Below are 17,999 nucleotides of genomic sequence, written 5' to 3' on the forward strand. Positions count from 1 at the left end.
TCGGGAATGTCGCAACGGCGATCGCTGCCCCGGCCCACATGCCGCGCGCGGCGTCCGAAGCGGATTGCCGATGATCTCGCGTTTCGCCTGGTATCTCGGCGAGACCCTGAAGCTTTTGTGGGTCCGTGTCGTCGCCTTCGCCATCCTGGCTGTTGTTTCCGCCTTGCTTGCGCGCGTCATGGCGCCTTACCTGCCCGAGGATCTTGCGCTGCAGACCGGGTCCGAGGCCGTGTCGCAACTTCTGGGCATCCTGACATCCTCGATGCTGGCGGTGACGACCTTCTCGCTGTCGATCGCGGTCTCGGCCTTCGCCGCCGCCGCCCAGTCAGCCACGCCGCGCGCCACGGTCCTTCTGCAGCAGGACCGCACCACCCAGAACGTGCTCGCCACCTTCCTCGGCGCGTTCCTGTTCGGCCTGGTCGGCCTCATCGCCCTGCACGCCGAGTTCTACAACAGCTCGGGCAAGGTGGTCGTGTTCCTGTTCACCATCGTGGTGATCGGCCTCGTCGTCCTGGCGCTGATAGGCTGGATCGGACATCTGATGCAGTTCGGGCGCATGGGCGACACGCTCGACCGCGTCGAGCAGGCGGCCGCGGACGCCCTTGGAAAGCGTCTGGAGGATCCGTTCCTTGGCGCAAGGGCGCTGCTCGATGCGCCTGACGGCGCCGGCGCGACCGTCCTCGCCAACGATGCGGGCTACATCCAGCATGTGGACATGAACGCGTTGCAGGACTGCGCCGAAAGCCTCGAGGCCACGGTCATTCTGCGACATCTTCCCGGAGTTTTCGTCGCGCCGGGAACGCCGCTTCTCTCCGTAACCGCCGGATCAGTCGACGACGACGCCACCGAGGTGCTGCGCCAGGCGATCAAGATCGGCGCGAACCGCAGCTTCAGCGAAGACCCGCGCTTTGGCCTCATCGTTCTGACCGAGATTGCCTCGCGCGCGCTCTCTCCTGCGGTCAATGATCCGGGAACCGCGATCGACATCATCGGCCGACATGTCCGCATCCTGTCCCGATGGCATGCGCGCGAGGATGCCGAGGTCCGGTTCGACCGCGTCCTGGTGCCCCCGATCACGCCGCAGGACGCCATCGAGGATGCGTTCCGCCCGATTGCCCGCGACGGCGCCGCCCTGTCAGAGGTCCAGATCCGATTGCAGAAGGCACTGGCCGTGCTGTGCGTCGGCGGCCCGGACCCGCTTGCGTCGGCATGCATGTCCATGTCGCGCGAGGCGCTGGAGCGGCTGGATGCTGAATCCTTCGTCCGGGCCGAGCATGTCGCGATCCGGTCCGCCGCGCCATGCGTGCAGGGGCCGCCCGTGCCGGACGCGGTGGGCCTCATCCCGTCGGCGGGCTAGATCAGGCTTCGGCGCGCGTCCCGCACGATGCCGGAGGCGACGCCTATGCGTCAGCGCAAGGGCGCTGGCGCCTGCACGGCATGTTCGCCGATGAGACGGGAAACAGACCGGACGCCCCGCCACGCCATCCACCTTCGTCCGGCGAAAGCCATGACCGGAGCACGCGAACGCTGCGCCATGCGGTGCCCGATTCAGGTGTGGCGACCAGATGGGCTGCGGGCTATCCGACAACAGGCCGGGCGGTCTTTGCGCGGCAGGTTTTCAGTCTGCGGATGGGCGGCAATCGGGGCTAGATGCTCATGCGGTCCAAATGCTTGGCGATCGGTTCCGACGGAGGATGAATTCATGATGCAACCAAACGGCCTAGGGACAGATCCGCAGGCCGGAAACGCACCCGGGCTGGCGCAAATCATCGACGGCAAGGCCCATGCCGAGGGACTGCGCCGCGAGGTCCGCGACAAGGTCGCGAGGATGAAGGCCGTGCATGGTGTGACACCGGGGCTGGCTGTCGTGCTTGTCGGCAACGACCCCGCCTCCGAAGTTTATGTCCGCTCCAAGGCCAGGCAGGCGATCGATGCGGGAATGCGCTCGCTGGAGTTCCGTTTGCCCGAGGATGCACACGCCGATGAACTGCTGGCGCTGATCGAAAGGCTGAACGGCGATACCGAGGTGCACGGCATCCTTGTCCAGCTTCCGCTACCACCGCATCTTCGCCCGACCCTGGTCATCAACGCCATCGATCCGATGAAGGATGTCGACGGCTTCCACATCTCGAATGTCGGAATGGTCGGCACCGGGCAGGACGCGATCGTGCCCTGTACGCCGCTTGGCTGCATGATGATGCTGCGTCACCTGCATCCCGACCTGCGCGGCAAGACGGCGCTGGTCATCGGCCATTCCAATGTCGTGGGCAAGCCGATGGCTCGGCTGTTGCTGAACGCGGACTGCACGGTGATGATCGCGCACAAATCGTCGACCGACATCCCCACGCTTGCACGGCTTGCCGACATCGTGGTGGTCGCTGTCGGCGTTCCGGGCCTGGTGAAGGCCGACTGGATCAAGCCCGGCGCGACGGTCATCGATGTGGGCATCTCGCGGGTGCCCGCGCCCGGGAACGGGGTGCAGGAAGACGGAAGCGTCAGGACCCGGATCGTCGGCGACGTCGATTTCGAGAATGTCCGCCACGTCGCCGGTGCGATCACCCCGGTACCGGGCGGGGTGGGCCCGATGACAATCGCCTGCCTCCTGGCCAACACCCTGTCGGCCTGCTGCCATCTGCACGGCATCGCCGATGCGTCTCTCCAGTTCGAATGAGAAGGATATCACAAGAGATGAGCAAGTTTGTTCTCACCGTGCAGTGCAAGTCGGTCCGCGGGGTCGTGGCCGCCATCGCCGGCTACCTCGCCGAACACGGCTGCAACATCACCGACGCCGCCCAGTTCGACGATGTCGACACCGGCCGCTTCTTTTCCCGCTTGAGCTTCATCAGCGAAGAGGGTCGGACGCTCGAGGAGCTGCGCAGGGAATTCGCCGATGTTGCCGAGCCCTTCGGGATGGACTTCGCCTTTCATGACGAGGCCGAGAAGACCAAGGTGGTGATCATGGTCTCGCGCTTTGGCCACTGTCTGAACGATCTGCTGTATCGCTGGAAGATCGGGGCGCTGCCGATCGACATCGTGGCGGTGATTTCCAACCACAATGACTACCAGAAGGTCGTGGTGAACCATGACATTCCGTTCTACAGGATCAAGGTGACCAAGCAGAACAAGCCCGAGGCCGAAGCGGCAATCATGGCCGTGGTCGAGGAAACGGGCGCGGAACTGATCGTTCTGGCGCGCTACATGCAGATCCTCAGCGACCAGATGTGCCAGAAGATGTCCGGCCGGATCATCAACATCCACCATTCCTTCCTGCCCAGCTTCAAGGGCGCCAATCCCTACAAGCAGGCCTATGAGCGCGGGGTCAAGCTGATCGGCGCGACGTCGCATTATGTCACGGCCGATCTGGACGAGGGGCCGATCATCGAACAGGACACCGTCCGGGTGACGCATGCCCAGTCCTCGGAAGACTACGTGTCGCTGGGGCGCGATGTCGAAAGCCAGGTGCTGTCCCGCGCGATCCATGCCCATATCCATCACCGGGCCTTTCTCAACGGCAACAAGACCGTGGTGTTCCCGTCGTCGCCAGGCTCGCATGCCTCCGAGCGGATGGGGTAGCAGGCCGCGGCCCGGAGTTCCGGCGCCAGCCGGGGCACGGGTCCAGCCGCCTGCCGGGGATCGCGGCGCGCCGACGCCGCAAGCGGCCGTCATCCCGTCGGCGTGCTGACGATGTCCCGGCCGCAGTGATTGCCCTCGCCACGGCTTGTTTTCCGGCTGGCCGGGCGAGGGCCGGCGCATGACGAGGGCGTTGCCCGCAAGCCGGTGGGGCTGGTCATCGAGGGGGTGCCGCGGAATGGCCCGAACACGTCCTGCTGGCCGATCGGGAAGGACGGCAAGACCATCGGCAAGGTCACATCCGCGGTGTATTCGCCGCGCCGGAAGCAGAACATCGCCCTGGCGATGGTGGCGGCGGAGCATGCCGAGCTGGGCCTGGAGGTTGACGTCGTCAACAGGACCGGGCTTGTCAACGAACCCGGAACGGAACGCGCGATCATCGTCGAGCGGCCGTTTCACGATCCGGGGAAGACGATCGCCGCCTCCTGATCCTCACGCCCCAGAGAGGGACCCCAAGACAGGTCCGAACGTTCCATCCGGCTGCACTGGCAGCGCAGCGCGCCTGATCTCAAGCCAGGCAAGGTCTCGAACGATGGCAGGGCGGCACGGGGACGGTTCAGCCGGTGGCATCCGCATAGCGGATGATGTCGTCAAGCACCAGGCGTCCGTACGCTTCGTTCGCGTGATGATCATCCGCCGGATCAGGGTGATCGTATTTCAGGGCTGTCGTGCCCTGCGGCAGGATCGTCGCGGCCGGTTGCGCCACCACATCGACACCCGCTGCTGCCAGTTCCTGCCTGACAGTCTGGCGATAGACCGTGTCGACATAAAGGCACACGTCCAGCCTTTTGGCCGTGAGATAGCTGGCATTGGCAAAGAAACGCGGCGCCTCCACGACCGCAAGGGCCGGCCAGATCAGCGCGAGGTCCCGAACAAGATTGACAGCATGGATGCTGTCCCGCTCGATCATCTTGGCGATGACCTGATCGGACAGGGCCAGCTCTTCTGTGGCAAGATGCCAGGGTGCATGCGTGTGCCAGGAATAGTCGCGCAGAATTCGCGAGGTATTCAAGGGAAGCGAAACCACGACAATCGCATCCGGGTCGATCGCCGCGATCGTTTTCTGCGAGAATTCCCGGTTGCGCCACAATTCCGGGGTTGTTGTCACGCTTCCCGCATCTGCGTTGAAAACATGGCATGGAACCCGAACACCCGAGCCTTTGCCCAACGGCCAGAAAGCAAACCGCTCTTTCCCCGTTTCGGAGAGGGTTTCCCACCCCCGGCGTATCGCACCAAGGTGCGAATCACCGGTGAGAATTATTGTCTTCATCCCTACCCCCGAACGCATCCAGGATTTCCTCGTCGCATTTGAGATCGTCCGTCGAGGGCGAGCGAGGCTGGTTCCGGCGGAACATGCGCCTTGGTGACGCGGATTTCGTCAATTCAACACGCTCATCGGCGCCCAGACCTGCAAAGAAGCAGTTCATCACATGCGCGACGCCGTGACCGTTCACACCTCGCAGGTTCGGCTCGAAGAACGTGCCGCGAAATACCGGAGAATTGATTATCTCGTATGACGGAAAATACCCGACGCCCTTGAGACTCGCCGCCACGTTGCCTGCCACGGCGCGCAGGATCGACTTGGATTCCATGGTGGCCACCAGGACATGATTGCCTGAATTGGTGGCGGTCAGGGGGACCGGAGAGACCGTCAGCAAGATGCGCGGCCCTTTGTCACGATGCTCGCGAACGAGGGTGATGGCCTTGACCAGGTTGGCGCGCACGAAACTGTAATCCTGATTGCGAAACATGTGTCTGGCGGGGTCGAATGTTCCGGCATGCGTTCCGGGACACATGGGATATTCGAAGCCGCCTTCCGTATCCCACCAGCTTTCAGTCAGGCCCAGTGTGAAGACGAAAAGGTTGCTTTCGAGAATGGATTTCCGGAACGCAGCGATACATGACCTGCGCGAAGCCAGCATCTCCTCGACAGAGCCGAATCCGTCCGGTTCGACAGTCGGTCGAAAGGGATCATGGATCCGGCCATCCTTTTCCCAGTGGATTGCAGGTGGAACGCGCTTTTCCAGCGCCCACTCGACCCATTGAAGCAGCAGCGAGGTCGTATAGATATTGCCGGTCCGAGACGAGAAAACTCCGTAGCTGAACCGTCTGGCCTCGGCCTCGGGGATGCCTCTGGGCGCGGGTTCGGCGTTAAGCCAGGAATAGCCTCGCGCGACCAGCGCCCTGCTGAAATGCTGTGCGAAACACGACCCATAAGTGGCGATCCGTGTCTTCGTCGAGATCGGGAACGGTGCCTTCCACAGGCCGCTGATGTCCAGCATGTGCTTCTGGGCGACGGCCGGCGACCAGAACGCGTCCTGAGGAAGGTCGGTGTAGGGATTCATGCACGCACCATCGTCGCATCCTGAATTTCTCGCATCGGTTTTCCTACATTAGTGCCTGTTCAACCTGGGGTCCACCAGCGGTCTTGCGCCGCCCGCGGGTCCGAACAGGATCGGCATCGTCGTGGATGCGGACCCGGTCGGCCGGGTCTTGTGCAAAAGGCCCCGTGCGCGGCAGTCCGGACAAGGATCGGCAATCCGGCGAAGGGTCGGCAGCAAGGCCTGCGCGATCATGCCAGGCCATAAGCGGCGACAGGCTGGAAGCCAGCGTGATGAGGATGGTCCCGAAGCCGGGCGACCAGCGGACCGGGAACGGGCTTTCCGGGTTGGTGGACGATGCTGCGCGCGCGAAGTGGCGTGAGGCCATGGCGCCAGGCGCAGTGGCCGTGGGAACGTGCAATCCCGCAGGGGCGCGCCCGGCGGGATTGCTTTGCGTGTCGGCAGAGGGCGCGGCTCACATATCCGCGTAAAGCGGGAAACGCGCGCAGAGCGCCGCGACTTCGGTCTTCACCTTTTCCTCGACGTCGGAATTCCCGTCCTCGCCAGACTTGGCCAGCCCATCCACGACTTCGACGATCCAGCGTGCGATCTGGCGGAACTCTTGCTCACCGAAGCCGCGCGTCGTGCCTGCCGGCGCACCCAGCCGGATTCCCGAGGTCACGAAAGGCTTCTCGGGGTCGAACGGCACGCCGTTCTTGTTGCAGGTGATGTGGGCACGGCCAAGCGCGGCCTCGGTCGCCTTGCCGGTCACGCCTTTCGGCCGCAGATCGGCGAGGCAGAGATGGTTGTCGGTGCCGCCCGACACGATGTCGATGCCGCCCTTCATCAACTCGTCCGCCATCGCCTGGGCGTTCCGGACGACCTGCGCGGCGTAGTCCTTGAACGAAGGCTCCAGCGCCTCGCCGAACGCGACGGCCTTGGCGGCGATCACGTGCATCAGAGGGCCGCCCTGAAGGCCGGGGAAGACCGCCGAATTCACCTTCTTGGCGATGTCGGCGTCATTGGTCAGGATCAGCCCGCCGCGCGGACCACGCAGCGATTTGTGGGTGGTCGTCGTCACGACATGGGCGTGGGGCAGGGGCGAGGGGTGCTGGCCGCCTGCGACCAGACCCGCGATATGGGCCATGTCCACCATCAGCCAGGCGCCGACCTCGTCGGCGATCTTGCGGAACGCCGCCCAGTCCCAGACACGGCTGTACGCGGTGCCGCCGGCGATGATCAGCTTGGGCTTGTTCTGGCGGGCGCTTTCGGCGATCGCCTCCATGTCAAGCTGCTGGTCCTGCTGACGCACGCCATAGCTGACCACGTTGAACCATTTCCCCGACATGTTCACCGGCGAGCCGTGGGTCAGGTGGCCGCCCGAATTCAGGTCGAGGCCCATGAAGGTGTCGCCGGGCTGCAACAGCGCCAGGAACACGGCCTGGTTCATCTGGCTGCCGCTGTTGGGTTGGACATTGGCGAATTTGCAGTCGAACAACTGCTTGGCGCGCTCGATCGCCAGGTTCTCGACGATATCGACGAACTGGCAGCCGCCATAGTAGCGCTTGCCGGGATAGCCTTCGGCGTATTTGTTGGTCAGCACCGAGCCCTGAGCCTCGAGCACCGCTTTCGACACGATGTTTTCCGAGGCGATCAGCTCGATCTCGTCTCGCTGCCGACCCAGTTCCTTGTCAATGGCGTCGGCGATTTCGGGATCTCGGCTGGCCAGAGTTTCCGTGAAGAAACCGGCTTCGCGGGTGGGAGCGTTCATCTGTCTCGCATCCTCTCGGGCTGTGGAAAGCTGGAATTGCGGTCGTCATATCTTAACGGCGGCCTGTCTGAAAGCGGCAAAACGACCGCTTTGAGGCGGGTTGCGGCGTGCGGGCGGGGTTGCCAAGACTCAAACCCCGGCCGATGCTGGCGCCGACCCAGGGGGACCGCGCCAGGATGAAGCCAGCCGTTCATTTCACCGCCAGCCATGCCGAGCTTGCGCAGGAGGCCCTGCGCCGGCTGATCGCGCGCTATGGCGATACGCCGCTGGCCGAGGCCGAGATCGTGGTGGCTCTGGGCGGCGATGGCTTCATGCTGCAGACGCTGCATGCCATTCAGGGCCGTGACCTGCCGGTCTATGGCATGAATCGCGGCACCGTCGGATTCCTGATGAACCGCTATTCCGAAGAGGGGCTGATGCCCCGGCTGACCGCGGCGGAAGAGGCGGTCCTCAACCCGCTGCGGATGCATGCCACCAGTGCGGACGGCGCCAGCCACGAGGCACTGGCGATCAACGAGGTCAGCCTGCTGCGCGAAGGCCCGCAGGCCGCCAAGCTGCGCATCCATATCGATGGAAAGATGCGGATGGAGGAGCTTGTCTGCGATGGCGCCCTGATCGCCACGCCCGCCGGATCGACGGCGTATAACTATTCCGCGCACGGGCCGATCCTGCCGATCGGCTCCGAGGTGCTGGCGCTGACCGCGATCGCCCCGTTCCGACCCCGGCGCTGGCGTGGGGCGTTGTTGCCAAAGACCGCCGAGGTGGTGATCGAGGTGCTCAATCCCGACCGCCGGCCGGTGATGGCCGATGCGGATTCGCGGTCGGTCCGGCATGTGACCCGGGTCGCGATCCGCAGCGCATCGGATGTGCGGCACCGGCTGCTGTTCGACAGCGGACACGGCCTCGAGGAACGGTTGCTGCGCGAGCAGTTCGTCTAGGGCGACCGGTCATCGGCAGCCTTCCGCCCGCTCGGGCAAACGTGATGCAACATTCCGTCTGCTGGCGTGTAGAAGCCGAATGATATCTGCGAGGAACCCGATATGAGACCTGTCTCGACGTTCACTGCGCTGGCCGCTGTCGCGGCCATTCTGGCCGCTTCGCCGGCGCTTGCCGATCCCGGCAAGGGACGCGGTCAGGCGGGCCACAGCCGGCTTCAGGTCGAAGACCCCGGTCACAACGGTCGCGGCAAGCAACCGTCGCGCGCGAGCGTCGTCGCCAACTGCCCGCCCGGCCTTGCGAAGAAGAACCCGCCCTGCGTTCCTCCCGGCCAGGCGCGCAAGCAAGCCTATTACGGCAATCGCGTCGGCGATATCCTGAGGATCGGCGACTACGCCATCATTCGCGATCCGCGTCGCTATGACCTGCGCAACCGCGACGGCTGGAACTACTATCGCGACGAGGACCGGATCTATCGGGTCGACAGCAGCACGCAAAGGATTCTGGCGGTGCTGAACCTCATCGACGCCTTCTCGAACTGAGGCGTCCCTCGTCGCCGGCCTGGTCCGATCGTGCCAGCCTCGGCGGACCGTGGCGGGTTTCGCCTCGCCGCTGTTTCGGCCGGCCAACCCCCGGCGCGGGAGGTGAGCCCAGCCCCGCTCACCCCGCGCAGATCTGCTGCAACGCCAGCCATTGCTGATCGGTCAGAAGCGGCATTGGCGGCACCGCATCGCGGAACGGGTCGTTCTCGATCAGGTTCAGCACCGCCTGGCCGGTCGGGTCGATGGTCCGGGCATAGGGTTCGCTGCCGATCCCAACCTGCTGCAAGGCTGCGAGCAACGCGGTGTCGTCGGGCCGCGCGAGCGGGCGCGACAGCAGATCCTCGCCATACCCGGCCAGCGCGCCCGAAGGCAGCCTGCCCAGGGTCAGCAGCCGCAGGACGGGCTGCAACCCGGCGTGCTCGAGGGCCGCGCGGATGGTCGTCTCGGGGGCCGAGGCCAGTCTTGCGGCGACCAGATGTGCCGCGGCCGCCTCGGGTCCGGGCGAGCCGACCAGCAGATCCCCGCCCAGCACATAGAGGTTTCCGGGCAGACGCAGCGCACCGTTCAGCGCGCCGGGCACGACCCGCAGCTTGGCATCCTGACCGACCAGCCGGGGCGTCAGCCAGTCCAGAACCGCCTGCCCCGAGGCGCGGGTGCAGACCGCCCCGGTGCTGCGTTCGATGTCGGCCAGCGCCGCTTCGCCGACCTGACGAGCCTGCGCGGGCGGCGCGATCCGGGCGGCGTGGCGAATGATCGCGTCGGGCAACCACAGCACCGCCGCGGCCAGCATCGCAGCCACCGCCATCATGGTCAGCACACCGCGCAGCCGCCCCGGATGCGCCTTGCGCGACGCGATCGCGCGATGGACCCGCTCAATCGCGTCGATCATCAGGGCATCATCGATTTCGACGGTCTCATCCGCCCCCTGCGAGCCCGGCGCGTAGACCGCCGGCGTCCTGCCGGGGTTCAGGCGGGTCACGGCGGGCAGCGACCAGTGAGACAGCGGCGTGTCGGATTTCGGATCGCTCAGGATCAGGGTCGAATCGCCGACCGATACCACAACCTCGCGCAGACGCGCGTCGGGCGTCTCGCGCCACGAGCCCTGAGCCTCGAGCCGTTGAAATTCCGTCAGCGCGGTCATCTATGTTCTGATCTGCCTGCCTGTCACGCGACCATAGCGCAGGCACGCATCACGTCAATCGCGGGCAAGCCGACCGGCCGCGCCGCGACGGTCAGTCCGCAGGGTCCGGGATCCGCATGCCCTTGTCGCGCGCCAGCGCCCGCATGCGTTCCTGCAACTTCTCGAAGGCGCGGACCTCGATCTGCCGGATCCGTTCGCGCGACACGTTATAGCGGCTGGACAGATCCTCGAGCGTCATCGGGTCGTCGCGCAGCCTGCGTTCCATCAGGATGTCCTTTTCGCGGTCGTTCAGCACGTCCATCGCGGCGATCAGCATCTGCCGGCGGGTGTCCAGCTCCTCGGATTCGGCATAGGCCTCGGCCTGATCGGCGTCGGTGTCTTCGAGCCAGTCCTGCCATTGCGCCGTCGAATCGCCGTCCGCCGAGCCGACCGTCGCGTTCAGCGACGCATCACCGCCCGAAAGCCGCCGGTTCATGTCGATCACTTCGCGTTCGGTGACATTCAGATCATGCGCGATCTGGGCGACATTCTCGGGCCGCAGGTCGCCGTCCTCAAGCGCGCCGATCTTGGACTTGGCCTTGCGCAGGTTGAAGAACAGCTTCTTCTGGGCGCTGGTCGTGCCCATCTTGACCAGCGACCAGGACCGCAGGATGTATTCCTGGATCGAGGCCCTGATCCACCACATCGCATAGGTCGCCAGCCGGAAACCTCTTTCCGGGTCGAACCGCTTGACCGCCTGCATCAGCCCGACATTGGCCTCCGAGATGACTTCCGCCTGCGGCAGGCCATAGCCGCGATACCCCATGGCGATCTTGGCCGCCAGGCGCAGATGGCTGGTGACCATCTTGTGCGCCGCCTCGCTGTCCTCGTGGTCGACCCATGCCTTGGCCAGCATGTATTCCTCTTCGGGTTCCAGCAGCGGGAACTTGCGTATTTCCTGCAGGTATCGGTTCAGACCCTGTTCGGGGCTGGGAGCCGGAAGATTTCCAAAATTCGCCATGGCGGTGGCCTTTCGAGGGGTCCGGGAAACGCGCGAAGCGCCTTTGCAGTTCCGCGCCGGAGGCGGGAGGGGACTGCGAGACCCGGAAAGCAGGAGGGGACTTGAGAGTCAATCTGTCAGGTTTTCGGGGCTGCGTAACGTGACGATGAATCACGATCCTGTCATGAGCCCCTCTCGCGCAACAGGTCCAGCAGCGTCTGCATGTCGGTGGGCAGGGCGGAATCGAAGCTCAGGGTCTGTTCGGTGACCGGGTGGCGAAAGCCCAGATGCGCGGCGTGCAGCGCCTGGCGCGGGAACGCGATCGCGGCTGCCGCTGCCGTCCCCAGCGCCCGCGCCGAGGCCTTGCGCGCCCCGCCATAGACCGGATCGCCGATCAGTCCCAGCCCGGCATGAGCCATGTGCACCCGGATCTGGTGGGTCCGTCCGGTCTCGAGCCGGCATTCGACCAGCATCGCGGCGGCGGGTTTGCCAAAGCTTTCAAGCATGCGCGCACGCGTCACGGCGTGGCGCCCCTTGTCGAAATACACCGCCTGACGCTGCCTGTCGGTCGGGTGACGGGACAGGCGCGAGGTGATCTTCAGGACGCCGCCATCCTCGACGCTGACGCCGGGCGTGCCGCGCAGGCGGGGATCGGCGCCGTCGATCACGCCATGTGCCAGCGCCAGATAGCGGCGCTGCGCGCTGTGCGCCTCGAATTGCGCGGCCAGGCCATGATGGGCGCGGTCCGACTTGGCGACGACCAGCAGCCCCGATGTGTCCTTGTCGATGCGGTGGACGATGCCCGGTCGCCGCGCGCCGCCGATTCCCGACAGGCTGTCGCCGCAATGCGCCAATAGGGCGTTGACGAGCGTGCCGGTGGGGCTGCCGGGCGCGGGATGGACGACCATGCCGGCCGGCTTGTCGATCACGATCAGGTCGTCATCCTCGTGGACCACGCGGAGGGGGATCGCCTCGGGTCGCGCCTCGATCGTGGCGGGCTCCTCGGGCAGGATGATGCGGTACTCCTCGCCCGCCGTGACGCGCGCCTTGCCGTCGCGGGCGATCCCGGACGGTCCGCTGACCGCGCCCCCGGCAATCAGCCGAGACAGGCGCGATCGCGACAGCGCCGCCGCCTCTGGCACCGCAAGGGCAAGCGCCTTATCAAGGCGGTCAGGCGGGTTCGCCGGAATGGTGACGACAAGGTTCGACATGGACACCAAGGATAACGACTGGAACGACGCGGCGAAAGCGGTGCCTGAACTGCGCTTCCTGAAAACGCTGGTCACCGGGCTGTCGCTTGTCATGGGGCTGGGGATGATCGCGCTTGTCGTGCTGCTGTGGCTGCGGCTGGACCGGCCGCCGCTGCCCGACCTGCCGGACCAGATCTCGCTGCCCGAGGGCGCGCGGGTCACGGCGGTGACTTTCGCGGCCGATCATATCGTCGTGCTCACCGAAGCGGACGAGGTGCTGATCTACGATCGCTCGGGCGGCTTGCGCGACCGGATGACGATCGCGCAGCCAGACGGGATGCCGGCTCAGTCGCCCTGACGTCCCGCCTCCAGCGCATCCAGCCGCGACTTCAACGCGGCGTTCTCGGTCCGCGCCTTGATCGCCATCTCGCGCACGGCCTCGAACTCTTCGCGGGTCACGAAGTCGCGATCCGCCAGCCAGCGATCGACCCAGCCCTTCATGGCGGTTTCCGCCTCGGACCTGGCGCCCTGCGCCACGCCCATCGCGTTGGTCATCAGTTTCGAGATATCGTCGAAGAACTTGTTCTGCGTGGTCATAGTCCGGCCCCTTGGCTTGCCTGGCCGCATATATGGGACGTCGGGGCGCGGGGTTCAATCGCGCGCCGATCGCCATTCGCCGTCGGCAATGACCGCCGCAAGGGTCGCCCCGAAGCCCGACGTCCTGCCGACCGGCCTGCGGCCGCGATGTTGACACCGCGCGCCCGGTGGCTAGCGTGCGCGACGAGTTCCGACCCCAGAGGCCGCATGATCCCGTTCCCGAATATCAGCCCCGAGATCTTCACCATCGATCTGGGCGGGCTGTCGCTGTCTTTGCGCTGGTATGCGCTGGCTTATCTGGCCGGTCTGCTGATCGGCTGGCGGATCATGATCGCCATGATGCGCCGCGACCGGATCTGGGGCGACCGGGCACCGATGGCGGCCGACGCCGTGGACGACCTGCTGACATGGGTCATCCTTGGGGTGATCCTGGGCGGACGTCTGGGTTTCGTGCTGTTCTACGAACCGGCCTACTACCTCGCCAACCCGGGGCAGATCCTCAAGGTCTGGCAGGGGGGGATGAGCTTTCACGGCGGCTTTGCAGGCGTGATCGTTGCCACCTGGCTGTTCTGCCGGGCGCGCGCCATCCCGGCCCTGCGGCTGGCCGATGCGATGGCTGTCGTCGCGCCGATCGGGCTGTTCTTCGGGCGCGTCGCCAATTTCATAAACGCCGAATTGTGGGGGCGTCCGACCGACCTGCCCTGGGGCGTGATCTTTCCCGGCGAGGCGGCGCAGGCATGTCCCGGCGTCGAAGGTCTCTGCGCCCGTCATCCCAGCCAGCTTTACGAGGCGGGGCTGGAAGGCATGTTGCTGGGCCTGATCCTGTTGATGCTGGTCCGCGCGGGCGGGCTGCGCCGGCCCGGACTGGCCTTCGGCGTGTTCCTGGCCGGCTATGGGCTGGCGCGCATGTTCGTCGAACTGTTTCGCGTCGCCGACATGCAGTTCATCACCCCGGACAACCCGCTTGGCCATGTCGTCGGCGGGCCGGTGATCGGGCTGACGATGGGCCAGGTGCTGTCGCTGCCGATGGTGCTGGCGGGCCTTGTCCTGGTTGCCCGAGCCTGGCGCCGCAACGCGGTGCCCGCGCGCGCATGACCCCTCTGGCGCAGATCCTCGTCCAGCGCATCCGCGCCACCGGGCCGATCACGCTTGCCGACTACATGGAGATCTGCCTGCTGCATCCGCGCCTTGGCTACTACACCACCCGCGATCCGTTCGGAACGCGCGGCGATTTCACCACCGCGCCGGAAATCACGCAGATCTTCGGAGAGCTGTGCGGGCTGGCCCTGGCGCAGGCCTGGATGGATCAGGGCCGTCCCGAGCCCTTCACGCTGGCCGAGCCCGGGCCGGGGCGGGGAACGCTGATGGCCGACATGCTGCGCGCGATGGGCGCCGTTCCCGGAATGACGCAGGCGGCCCGGGTCACGCTGGTCGAGGCATCGCCGCATCTGCGGCAGGTCCAGCGCGATCGTCTGGGCGATGTCAGCCATGTCGACCATGTCGAGGCGCTGCCGCGGCAACCGCTGTTCCTGATCGCCAACGAATTCTTCGACGCGCTGCCGATCCGGCAGTTCCAGCGTGTCGAGAATGGCTGGGCGGAACGGGTCGTGGGCCTTGGCCAGGACGGGCTGTGCCTCGGGCTGGCGCCGCCCGTCGATCTGCCGCGTCGGGGACAGCTTGGCGACATTGTCGAGGATTGCCCGGCCGCGCCCGCGATAATCGCCCAGATCGCGCACCGAATCGCCGCGCATGGCGGGGCTGCGATCGTCATCGATTACGGCGGATGGAACGGCTGCGGAGACACGTTCCAGGCGGTCCGCGCGCATCGGGCCGAACATCCGCTTGCCTCGCCCGGCGAGGCGGATCTGACCGCCCATGTGGATTTCGCGCCCCTCGCCGTGGCGGCCATGCGGTCGGGGGCGATGGTATCCCGCCCGGTCCCTCAGGGCGACTGGCTGCTGTCGCTGGGGGCCGCCGCGCGCGCCGAACGGCTGGCGAGGGCCGGGGACACGGGCGCGAAAGAGGCAGTTCGGCGCTTGACCGATCCGTCCGAAATGGGTCACCTGTTCAAGGCCATGGCCATCTGGCCGCATGGGGCGCCGCCGGTGCCCGGATTCGACGCGCTGAGGCTTCATGCAGACAACGCTTGAGATCCTGACCCACCCGCTGCTCTCTGGCGTAAAGCACGGATTTTTCACGCGAAAGGGTGGAGCCTCATCGGGGCTCTTCGCAGGGCTGAACTGCGGCAGGCGGTCCAGCGACCAGACCGACATGGTCGTGGTCAACCGGATGCGGGTCGCCACCGCGATGGGCGTGTCGCCCGCTGCTCTGGCAACCGTCAAGCAGGTGCATTCGGCCGATGTCGTCACGCTGGATCAGGACGACGACATCGCGCGCACCCGCGACATCCAGGCCGACGGGATCGTCACCGCGCGGCGCGGCGTGGCGCTGGCCGTGCTGACCGCGGACTGCCAGCCGATCCTGCTGGCCGACGCGCGCGCCGGCGTGATCGGCGCCTGCCATGCGGGCTGGCGCGGGGCGCTGGCCGGTGTGATCGAGGCGACGGTCGCGGCCATGCGTGCGCTTGGCGCGACCGATATCAAGGCGGTGATCGGGCCGACGATCAGCCAGCGCGCCTACGAGGTCGGCGAGGACTTCATGGACGATTTCCTGATGGAGGATCCCGACTATCATCGCTTCTTCAGCGGGGGACCCAATGGCAGGCCGATGTTCGACCTGCCGTCATTCGGCTTGTCGCGGTTGCGCGCCGAGGGCGTCGAGGCCGAGTGGTCCGGACATTGCACCTATTCCGATCCGCAGCGCTTCTTCAGCTATCGCCGTGCCACGCATGAAGGCCAGGCCGATTACGGACGGCTGATCTCGGCGATCGCGCTCTAGTCCCGGCCCTGCGCGGCGTGGGTCCGACCCGGCCGGCCGCCGCAGGCAGGCCCTCGATCCGGCCCGCGACATCGGTCCGACCGTGTCACTTTCCCGTTGAGTTTCGCGTCTCGCGCGCCTATATGACGCGCAGTCAATCGGGCGACATGGTCAGAACAGGCCGCAGGAACACGGGTCGGGCGCAAAGCCGCGACCCTTTGTCGTTGCCACGCATGACATCATACAGACCGGCGGAGCCAACCGTCAGGCCAGTCAAACAGACGCAAAGGAAACTGGATTTATATGTGCGCTAAAGCGACTATGGAGGAATTCGAGGCCCTTCTGAACGAAAGCCTCGACATGGACACGCCCAACGAGGGCAGCGTCGTCAAGGGCCGTGTGATCGCCATCGAGGCAGGTCAGGCCATCATCGATGTCGGCTACAAGATGGAAGGCCGCGTCGAGCTGAAGGAATTCGCAAATCCCGGCGAAGAGGCCAATCTGGCCGTCGGTGACGAGGTCGAGGTCTATCTGGACCGGGTCGAGAACGCCCGTGGCGAAGCCTCGATCAGCCGTGAAAAGGCCCGCCGCGAGGAAGCCTGGGATCGTCTGGAAAAAGCCTATGCCGACGAGGATCGCGTCGAGGGCGCCATCTTCGGTCGCGTCAAGGGCGGCTTTACCGTCGATCTGGGCGGCGCCGTGGCCTTCCTGCCCGGCAGCCAGGTCGATGTGCGCCCGGTGCGCGATGCAGGCCCGCTGATGGGTCTCAAGCAGCCGTTCCAGATCCTCAAGATGGACCGTCGCCGCGGCAACATCGTCGTCTCGCGCCGCGCGATCCTGGAAGAAAGCCGTGCCGAACAGCGCGCCGAGGTCATCGCCAACCTGTCGGAAGGCCAGTCGATCGACGGCGTGGTCAAGAACATCACCGAATACGGCGCCTTCGTCGATCTGGGCGGTGTTGACGGCCTGCTGCACGTCACCGACATGGCCTGGCGCCGCGTCAACCACCCGTCCGAGATCCTGTCGATCGGTGAGACCGTCAAGGTCCAGGTCATCAAGATCAACAAGGACAGCCACCGCATCAGCCTTGGCATGAAGCAGCTTCAGGCCGACCCGTGGGAGACCGTCACCGACAAGTTCCCGATCGGCTCGGTCCATAACGGCCGCGTGACCAACATCACCGATTACGGCGCCTTCGTCGAACTGGAAGCCGGCGTCGAGGGGCTGGTCCATGTCAGCGAGATGAGCTGGACCAAGAAGAACGTGCACCCCGGCAAGATCGTCTCGACCTCGCAAGAGGTTGACGTGATGGTGCTCGAAATCGACGAAGCCAAGCGCCGTGTTTCGCTGGGTCTGAAACAGACGATGCGCAATCCGTGGGAAGTCTTTGCCGAGACCCATCCGACGGGCACCGTCATCGAGGGCGAGGTCAAGAACATCACCGAATTCGGTCTGTTCGTCGGTCTCGAGGGCGATATCGACGGCATGGTTCACCTGTCGGACATAAGCTGGGACGCCCGTGGCGAAGACGCCATTCAGGATTTCCGCAAGGGCGACATGGTCAAGGCCGTCGTCCAGGACGTGGATATCGAGAAAGAGCGGATCAGCCTGTCGATCAAGTCGCTGGAAAACGAGCACATGGCCGAAGCCGTTGACGGCGTGAAGCGTGGCTCGATCGTCACCGTCGAGGTGACGGCGATCGAAGAGGGCGGCGTCGAGGTGGAATATAACGGCGTCAAGTCGTTCATCCGGCGCTCGGATCTGGCCCGCGACCGTCAGGACCAGCGCCCCGAGCGCTTCCAGGTCGGCGACAAGGTCGATGCCCGAGTCACCAATATCGACACCAAGACCCGCCGTCTTGGCCTGTCGATCAAGGCGCGCGAGATCGCCGAGGAAAAAGAGGCGATCGACACGTATGGCAGCTCGGATTCGGGCGCTTCGCTTGGCGATATCCTTGGCGCGGCATTGAAGCGCAACGACTGACCCAGACGCCGGAGCAGATGCCAGGCCCGCCC

Annotated in this window: 18 protein-coding genes; 11 read left to right on the forward strand and 7 right to left on the reverse strand. The window is 65.7% G+C overall.

The annotated features are described in order from the left end of the window. The first annotated feature begins 70 nt into the window (after nucleotides 1-70). The 4 genes from L1965_RS13625 (at nucleotide 71) to L1965_RS13640 (ending at nucleotide 4,059) form a co-directional block, all read left to right on the forward strand. The gene (locus L1965_RS13625) at nucleotides 71-1,357 is read left to right on the forward strand and encodes a DUF2254 domain-containing protein (protein WP_235756999.1); all 1,287 of its coding nucleotides are present in this window, start codon (nucleotides 71-73) and stop codon (nucleotides 1,355-1,357) included. A 348-nt stretch (nucleotides 1,358-1,705) separates the two neighbouring features. Beyond that, nucleotides 1,706-2,671 carry a bifunctional methylenetetrahydrofolate dehydrogenase/methenyltetrahydrofolate cyclohydrolase FolD gene (gene folD, locus L1965_RS13630; protein WP_235757111.1) on the forward strand — a complete coding sequence of 322 codons (966 nt, stop codon included), beginning with the start codon at nucleotides 1,706-1,708 and terminating at the stop codon, nucleotides 2,669-2,671. Between the two features lie 17 nt (nucleotides 2,672-2,688). Then, on the forward strand, nucleotides 2,689-3,573 hold the full coding sequence (purU, locus tag L1965_RS13635) for a formyltetrahydrofolate deformylase (RefSeq protein ID WP_235757000.1): 885 nt from the start codon (nucleotides 2,689-2,691) through the stop codon (nucleotides 3,571-3,573). Between the two features lie 204 nt (nucleotides 3,574-3,777). Continuing rightward, nucleotides 3,778-4,059 carry a glycine cleavage T C-terminal barrel domain-containing protein gene (locus L1965_RS13640; protein WP_235757001.1) on the forward strand — a complete coding sequence of 94 codons (282 nt, stop codon included), beginning with the start codon at nucleotides 3,778-3,780 and terminating at the stop codon, nucleotides 4,057-4,059. Between the two features lie 127 nt (nucleotides 4,060-4,186). On the opposite strand, the gene L1965_RS13645 is transcribed toward L1965_RS13640, so the two are convergent. The 3 genes from L1965_RS13645 to glyA all read right to left on the reverse strand — a co-directional run bounded on the left by L1965_RS13645 (nucleotide 4,187) and on the right by glyA (nucleotide 7,722). Further along, nucleotides 4,187-4,900, reverse strand: coding sequence for a hypothetical protein (locus L1965_RS13645; protein WP_235757002.1), 714 nt, complete (start codon nucleotides 4,898-4,900; stop codon nucleotides 4,187-4,189). Further along, the gene (locus tag L1965_RS13650; RefSeq protein ID WP_235757003.1) at nucleotides 4,875-5,975 is read right to left on the reverse strand and encodes a GSCFA domain-containing protein; all 1,101 of its coding nucleotides are present in this window, start codon (nucleotides 5,973-5,975) and stop codon (nucleotides 4,875-4,877) included. The genes L1965_RS13645 and L1965_RS13650 overlap by 26 nt, the downstream gene beginning before the upstream one ends. Nucleotides 5,976-6,426: 451 nt before the next feature. After that, a complete protein-coding gene (glyA, locus tag L1965_RS13655) occupies nucleotides 6,427-7,722 on the reverse strand; it encodes a serine hydroxymethyltransferase (protein ID WP_235757004.1) in 1,296 nt (431 codons plus the stop codon). 176 nt (nucleotides 7,723-7,898) lie between these two features. Here glyA and L1965_RS13660 point away from each other — a divergent pair, with 176 nt between their 5' ends. Together L1965_RS13660 and L1965_RS13665 are read left to right on the forward strand one after the other, a co-directional pair. Then, entirely contained in the window at nucleotides 7,899-8,660 is a 762-nt protein-coding gene (locus L1965_RS13660) for an NAD kinase (RefSeq protein ID WP_235757005.1), read from the forward strand. Between the two features lie 102 nt (nucleotides 8,661-8,762). Next, entirely contained in the window at nucleotides 8,763-9,200 is a 438-nt protein-coding gene (locus L1965_RS13665; protein WP_235757006.1) for a hypothetical protein, read from the forward strand. Between the two features lie 118 nt (nucleotides 9,201-9,318). On the opposite strand, the gene L1965_RS13670 is transcribed toward L1965_RS13665, so the two are convergent. The 3 genes from L1965_RS13670 to L1965_RS13680 all read right to left on the reverse strand — a co-directional run bounded on the left by L1965_RS13670 (nucleotide 9,319) and on the right by L1965_RS13680 (nucleotide 12,531). Beyond that, a complete protein-coding gene (locus tag L1965_RS13670; RefSeq protein ID WP_235757007.1) occupies nucleotides 9,319-10,341 on the reverse strand; it encodes a hypothetical protein in 1,023 nt (340 codons plus the stop codon). A 91-nt stretch (nucleotides 10,342-10,432) separates the two neighbouring features. After that, a complete protein-coding gene (gene rpoH, locus L1965_RS13675) occupies nucleotides 10,433-11,341 on the reverse strand; it encodes an RNA polymerase sigma factor RpoH (RefSeq protein ID WP_235757008.1) in 909 nt (302 codons plus the stop codon). A gap of 161 nt (nucleotides 11,342-11,502) precedes the next feature. Beyond that, on the reverse strand, nucleotides 11,503-12,531 hold the full coding sequence (locus L1965_RS13680; protein WP_235757009.1) for an RluA family pseudouridine synthase: 1,029 nt from the start codon (nucleotides 12,529-12,531) through the stop codon (nucleotides 11,503-11,505). On the opposite strand from L1965_RS13680, the gene L1965_RS13685 reads away from it, so the two are divergent. Next, a complete protein-coding gene (locus tag L1965_RS13685) occupies nucleotides 12,530-12,868 on the forward strand; it encodes a DUF6476 family protein (protein ID WP_235757010.1) in 339 nt (112 codons plus the stop codon). The two genes, L1965_RS13680 and L1965_RS13685, sit on opposite strands and share 2 nt — an antisense overlap. Here the strand turns inward: L1965_RS13685 and L1965_RS13690 are convergent. Continuing rightward, nucleotides 12,856-13,107 carry an accessory factor UbiK family protein gene (locus tag L1965_RS13690; protein WP_235757011.1) on the reverse strand — a complete coding sequence of 84 codons (252 nt, stop codon included), beginning with the start codon at nucleotides 13,105-13,107 and terminating at the stop codon, nucleotides 12,856-12,858. The two genes, L1965_RS13685 and L1965_RS13690, sit on opposite strands and share 13 nt — an antisense overlap. A 207-nt stretch (nucleotides 13,108-13,314) precedes the next feature. Between L1965_RS13690 and lgt the strand changes: the two genes are divergently transcribed. The 4 genes from lgt to rpsA all read left to right on the forward strand — a co-directional run bounded on the left by lgt (nucleotide 13,315) and on the right by rpsA (nucleotide 17,967). Beyond that, nucleotides 13,315-14,202, forward strand: coding sequence for a prolipoprotein diacylglyceryl transferase (gene lgt, locus L1965_RS13695; protein ID WP_235757012.1), 888 nt, complete (start codon nucleotides 13,315-13,317; stop codon nucleotides 14,200-14,202). Further along, nucleotides 14,199-15,257: a class I SAM-dependent methyltransferase gene (locus L1965_RS13700; RefSeq protein ID WP_235757013.1), complete on the forward strand. Its 1,059-nt coding sequence runs from the start codon at nucleotides 14,199-14,201 to the stop codon at nucleotides 15,255-15,257. The genes lgt and L1965_RS13700 overlap by 4 nt, the downstream gene beginning before the upstream one ends. Further along, entirely contained in the window at nucleotides 15,241-16,005 is a 765-nt protein-coding gene (gene pgeF, locus L1965_RS13705) for a peptidoglycan editing factor PgeF (protein ID WP_235757014.1), read from the forward strand. Before L1965_RS13700 ends, pgeF begins: the two co-directional genes overlap by 17 nt. A 282-nt stretch (nucleotides 16,006-16,287) precedes the next feature. Continuing rightward, complete coding sequence (gene rpsA / locus L1965_RS13710) at nucleotides 16,288-17,967, forward strand: 30S ribosomal protein S1 (protein ID WP_235757015.1); 1,680 nt, start codon at nucleotides 16,288-16,290, stop codon at nucleotides 17,965-17,967. Nucleotides 17,968-17,999 lie beyond the last annotated feature (32 nt).

Source organism: Paracoccus salsus (assembly GCF_021556615.1).
GTDB lineage: Bacteria > Pseudomonadota > Alphaproteobacteria > Rhodobacterales > Rhodobacteraceae > Paracoccus > Paracoccus salsus.

Excerpts from the sequence above, each read along its gene's own strand:
- pgeF (WP_235757014.1), top strand. The coding sequence starts at position 15,241 with ATGCAGACAACGCTTGAGATCCTGACCCACCCGCTGCTCTCTGGCGTA.
- L1965_RS13690 (WP_235757011.1), bottom strand. The coding sequence starts at position 13,107 with ATGACCACGCAGAACAAGTTCTTCGACGATATCTCGAAACTGATGACC.
- L1965_RS13685 (WP_235757010.1), top strand. The coding sequence starts at position 12,530 with ATGGACACCAAGGATAACGACTGGAACGACGCGGCGAAAGCGGTGCCT.
- L1965_RS13645 (WP_235757002.1), bottom strand. The coding sequence starts at position 4,900 with ATGAAGACAATAATTCTCACCGGTGATTCGCACCTTGGTGCGATACGC.
- L1965_RS13670 (WP_235757007.1), bottom strand. The coding sequence starts at position 10,341 with ATGACCGCGCTGACGGAATTTCAACGGCTCGAGGCTCAGGGCTCGTGG.
- L1965_RS13700 (WP_235757013.1), top strand. The coding sequence starts at position 14,199 with ATGACCCCTCTGGCGCAGATCCTCGTCCAGCGCATCCGCGCCACCGGG.
- L1965_RS13660 (WP_235757005.1), top strand. The coding sequence starts at position 7,899 with ATGAAGCCAGCCGTTCATTTCACCGCCAGCCATGCCGAGCTTGCGCAG.
- folD (WP_235757111.1), top strand. The coding sequence starts at position 1,706 with ATGCAACCAAACGGCCTAGGGACAGATCCGCAGGCCGGAAACGCACCC.
- rpsA (WP_235757015.1), top strand. The coding sequence starts at position 16,288 with ATGTGCGCTAAAGCGACTATGGAGGAATTCGAGGCCCTTCTGAACGAA.
- L1965_RS13650 (WP_235757003.1), bottom strand. The coding sequence starts at position 5,975 with ATGAATCCCTACACCGACCTTCCTCAGGACGCGTTCTGGTCGCCGGCC.
- purU (WP_235757000.1), top strand. The coding sequence starts at position 2,689 with ATGAGCAAGTTTGTTCTCACCGTGCAGTGCAAGTCGGTCCGCGGGGTC.
- L1965_RS13625 (WP_235756999.1), top strand. The coding sequence starts at position 71 with ATGATCTCGCGTTTCGCCTGGTATCTCGGCGAGACCCTGAAGCTTTTG.
- L1965_RS13665 (WP_235757006.1), top strand. The coding sequence starts at position 8,763 with ATGAGACCTGTCTCGACGTTCACTGCGCTGGCCGCTGTCGCGGCCATT.
- lgt (WP_235757012.1), top strand. The coding sequence starts at position 13,315 with ATGATCCCGTTCCCGAATATCAGCCCCGAGATCTTCACCATCGATCTG.
- glyA (WP_235757004.1), bottom strand. The coding sequence starts at position 7,722 with ATGAACGCTCCCACCCGCGAAGCCGGTTTCTTCACGGAAACTCTGGCC.
- rpoH (WP_235757008.1), bottom strand. The coding sequence starts at position 11,341 with ATGGCGAATTTTGGAAATCTTCCGGCTCCCAGCCCCGAACAGGGTCTG.
- L1965_RS13680 (WP_235757009.1), bottom strand. The coding sequence starts at position 12,531 with ATGTCGAACCTTGTCGTCACCATTCCGGCGAACCCGCCTGACCGCCTT.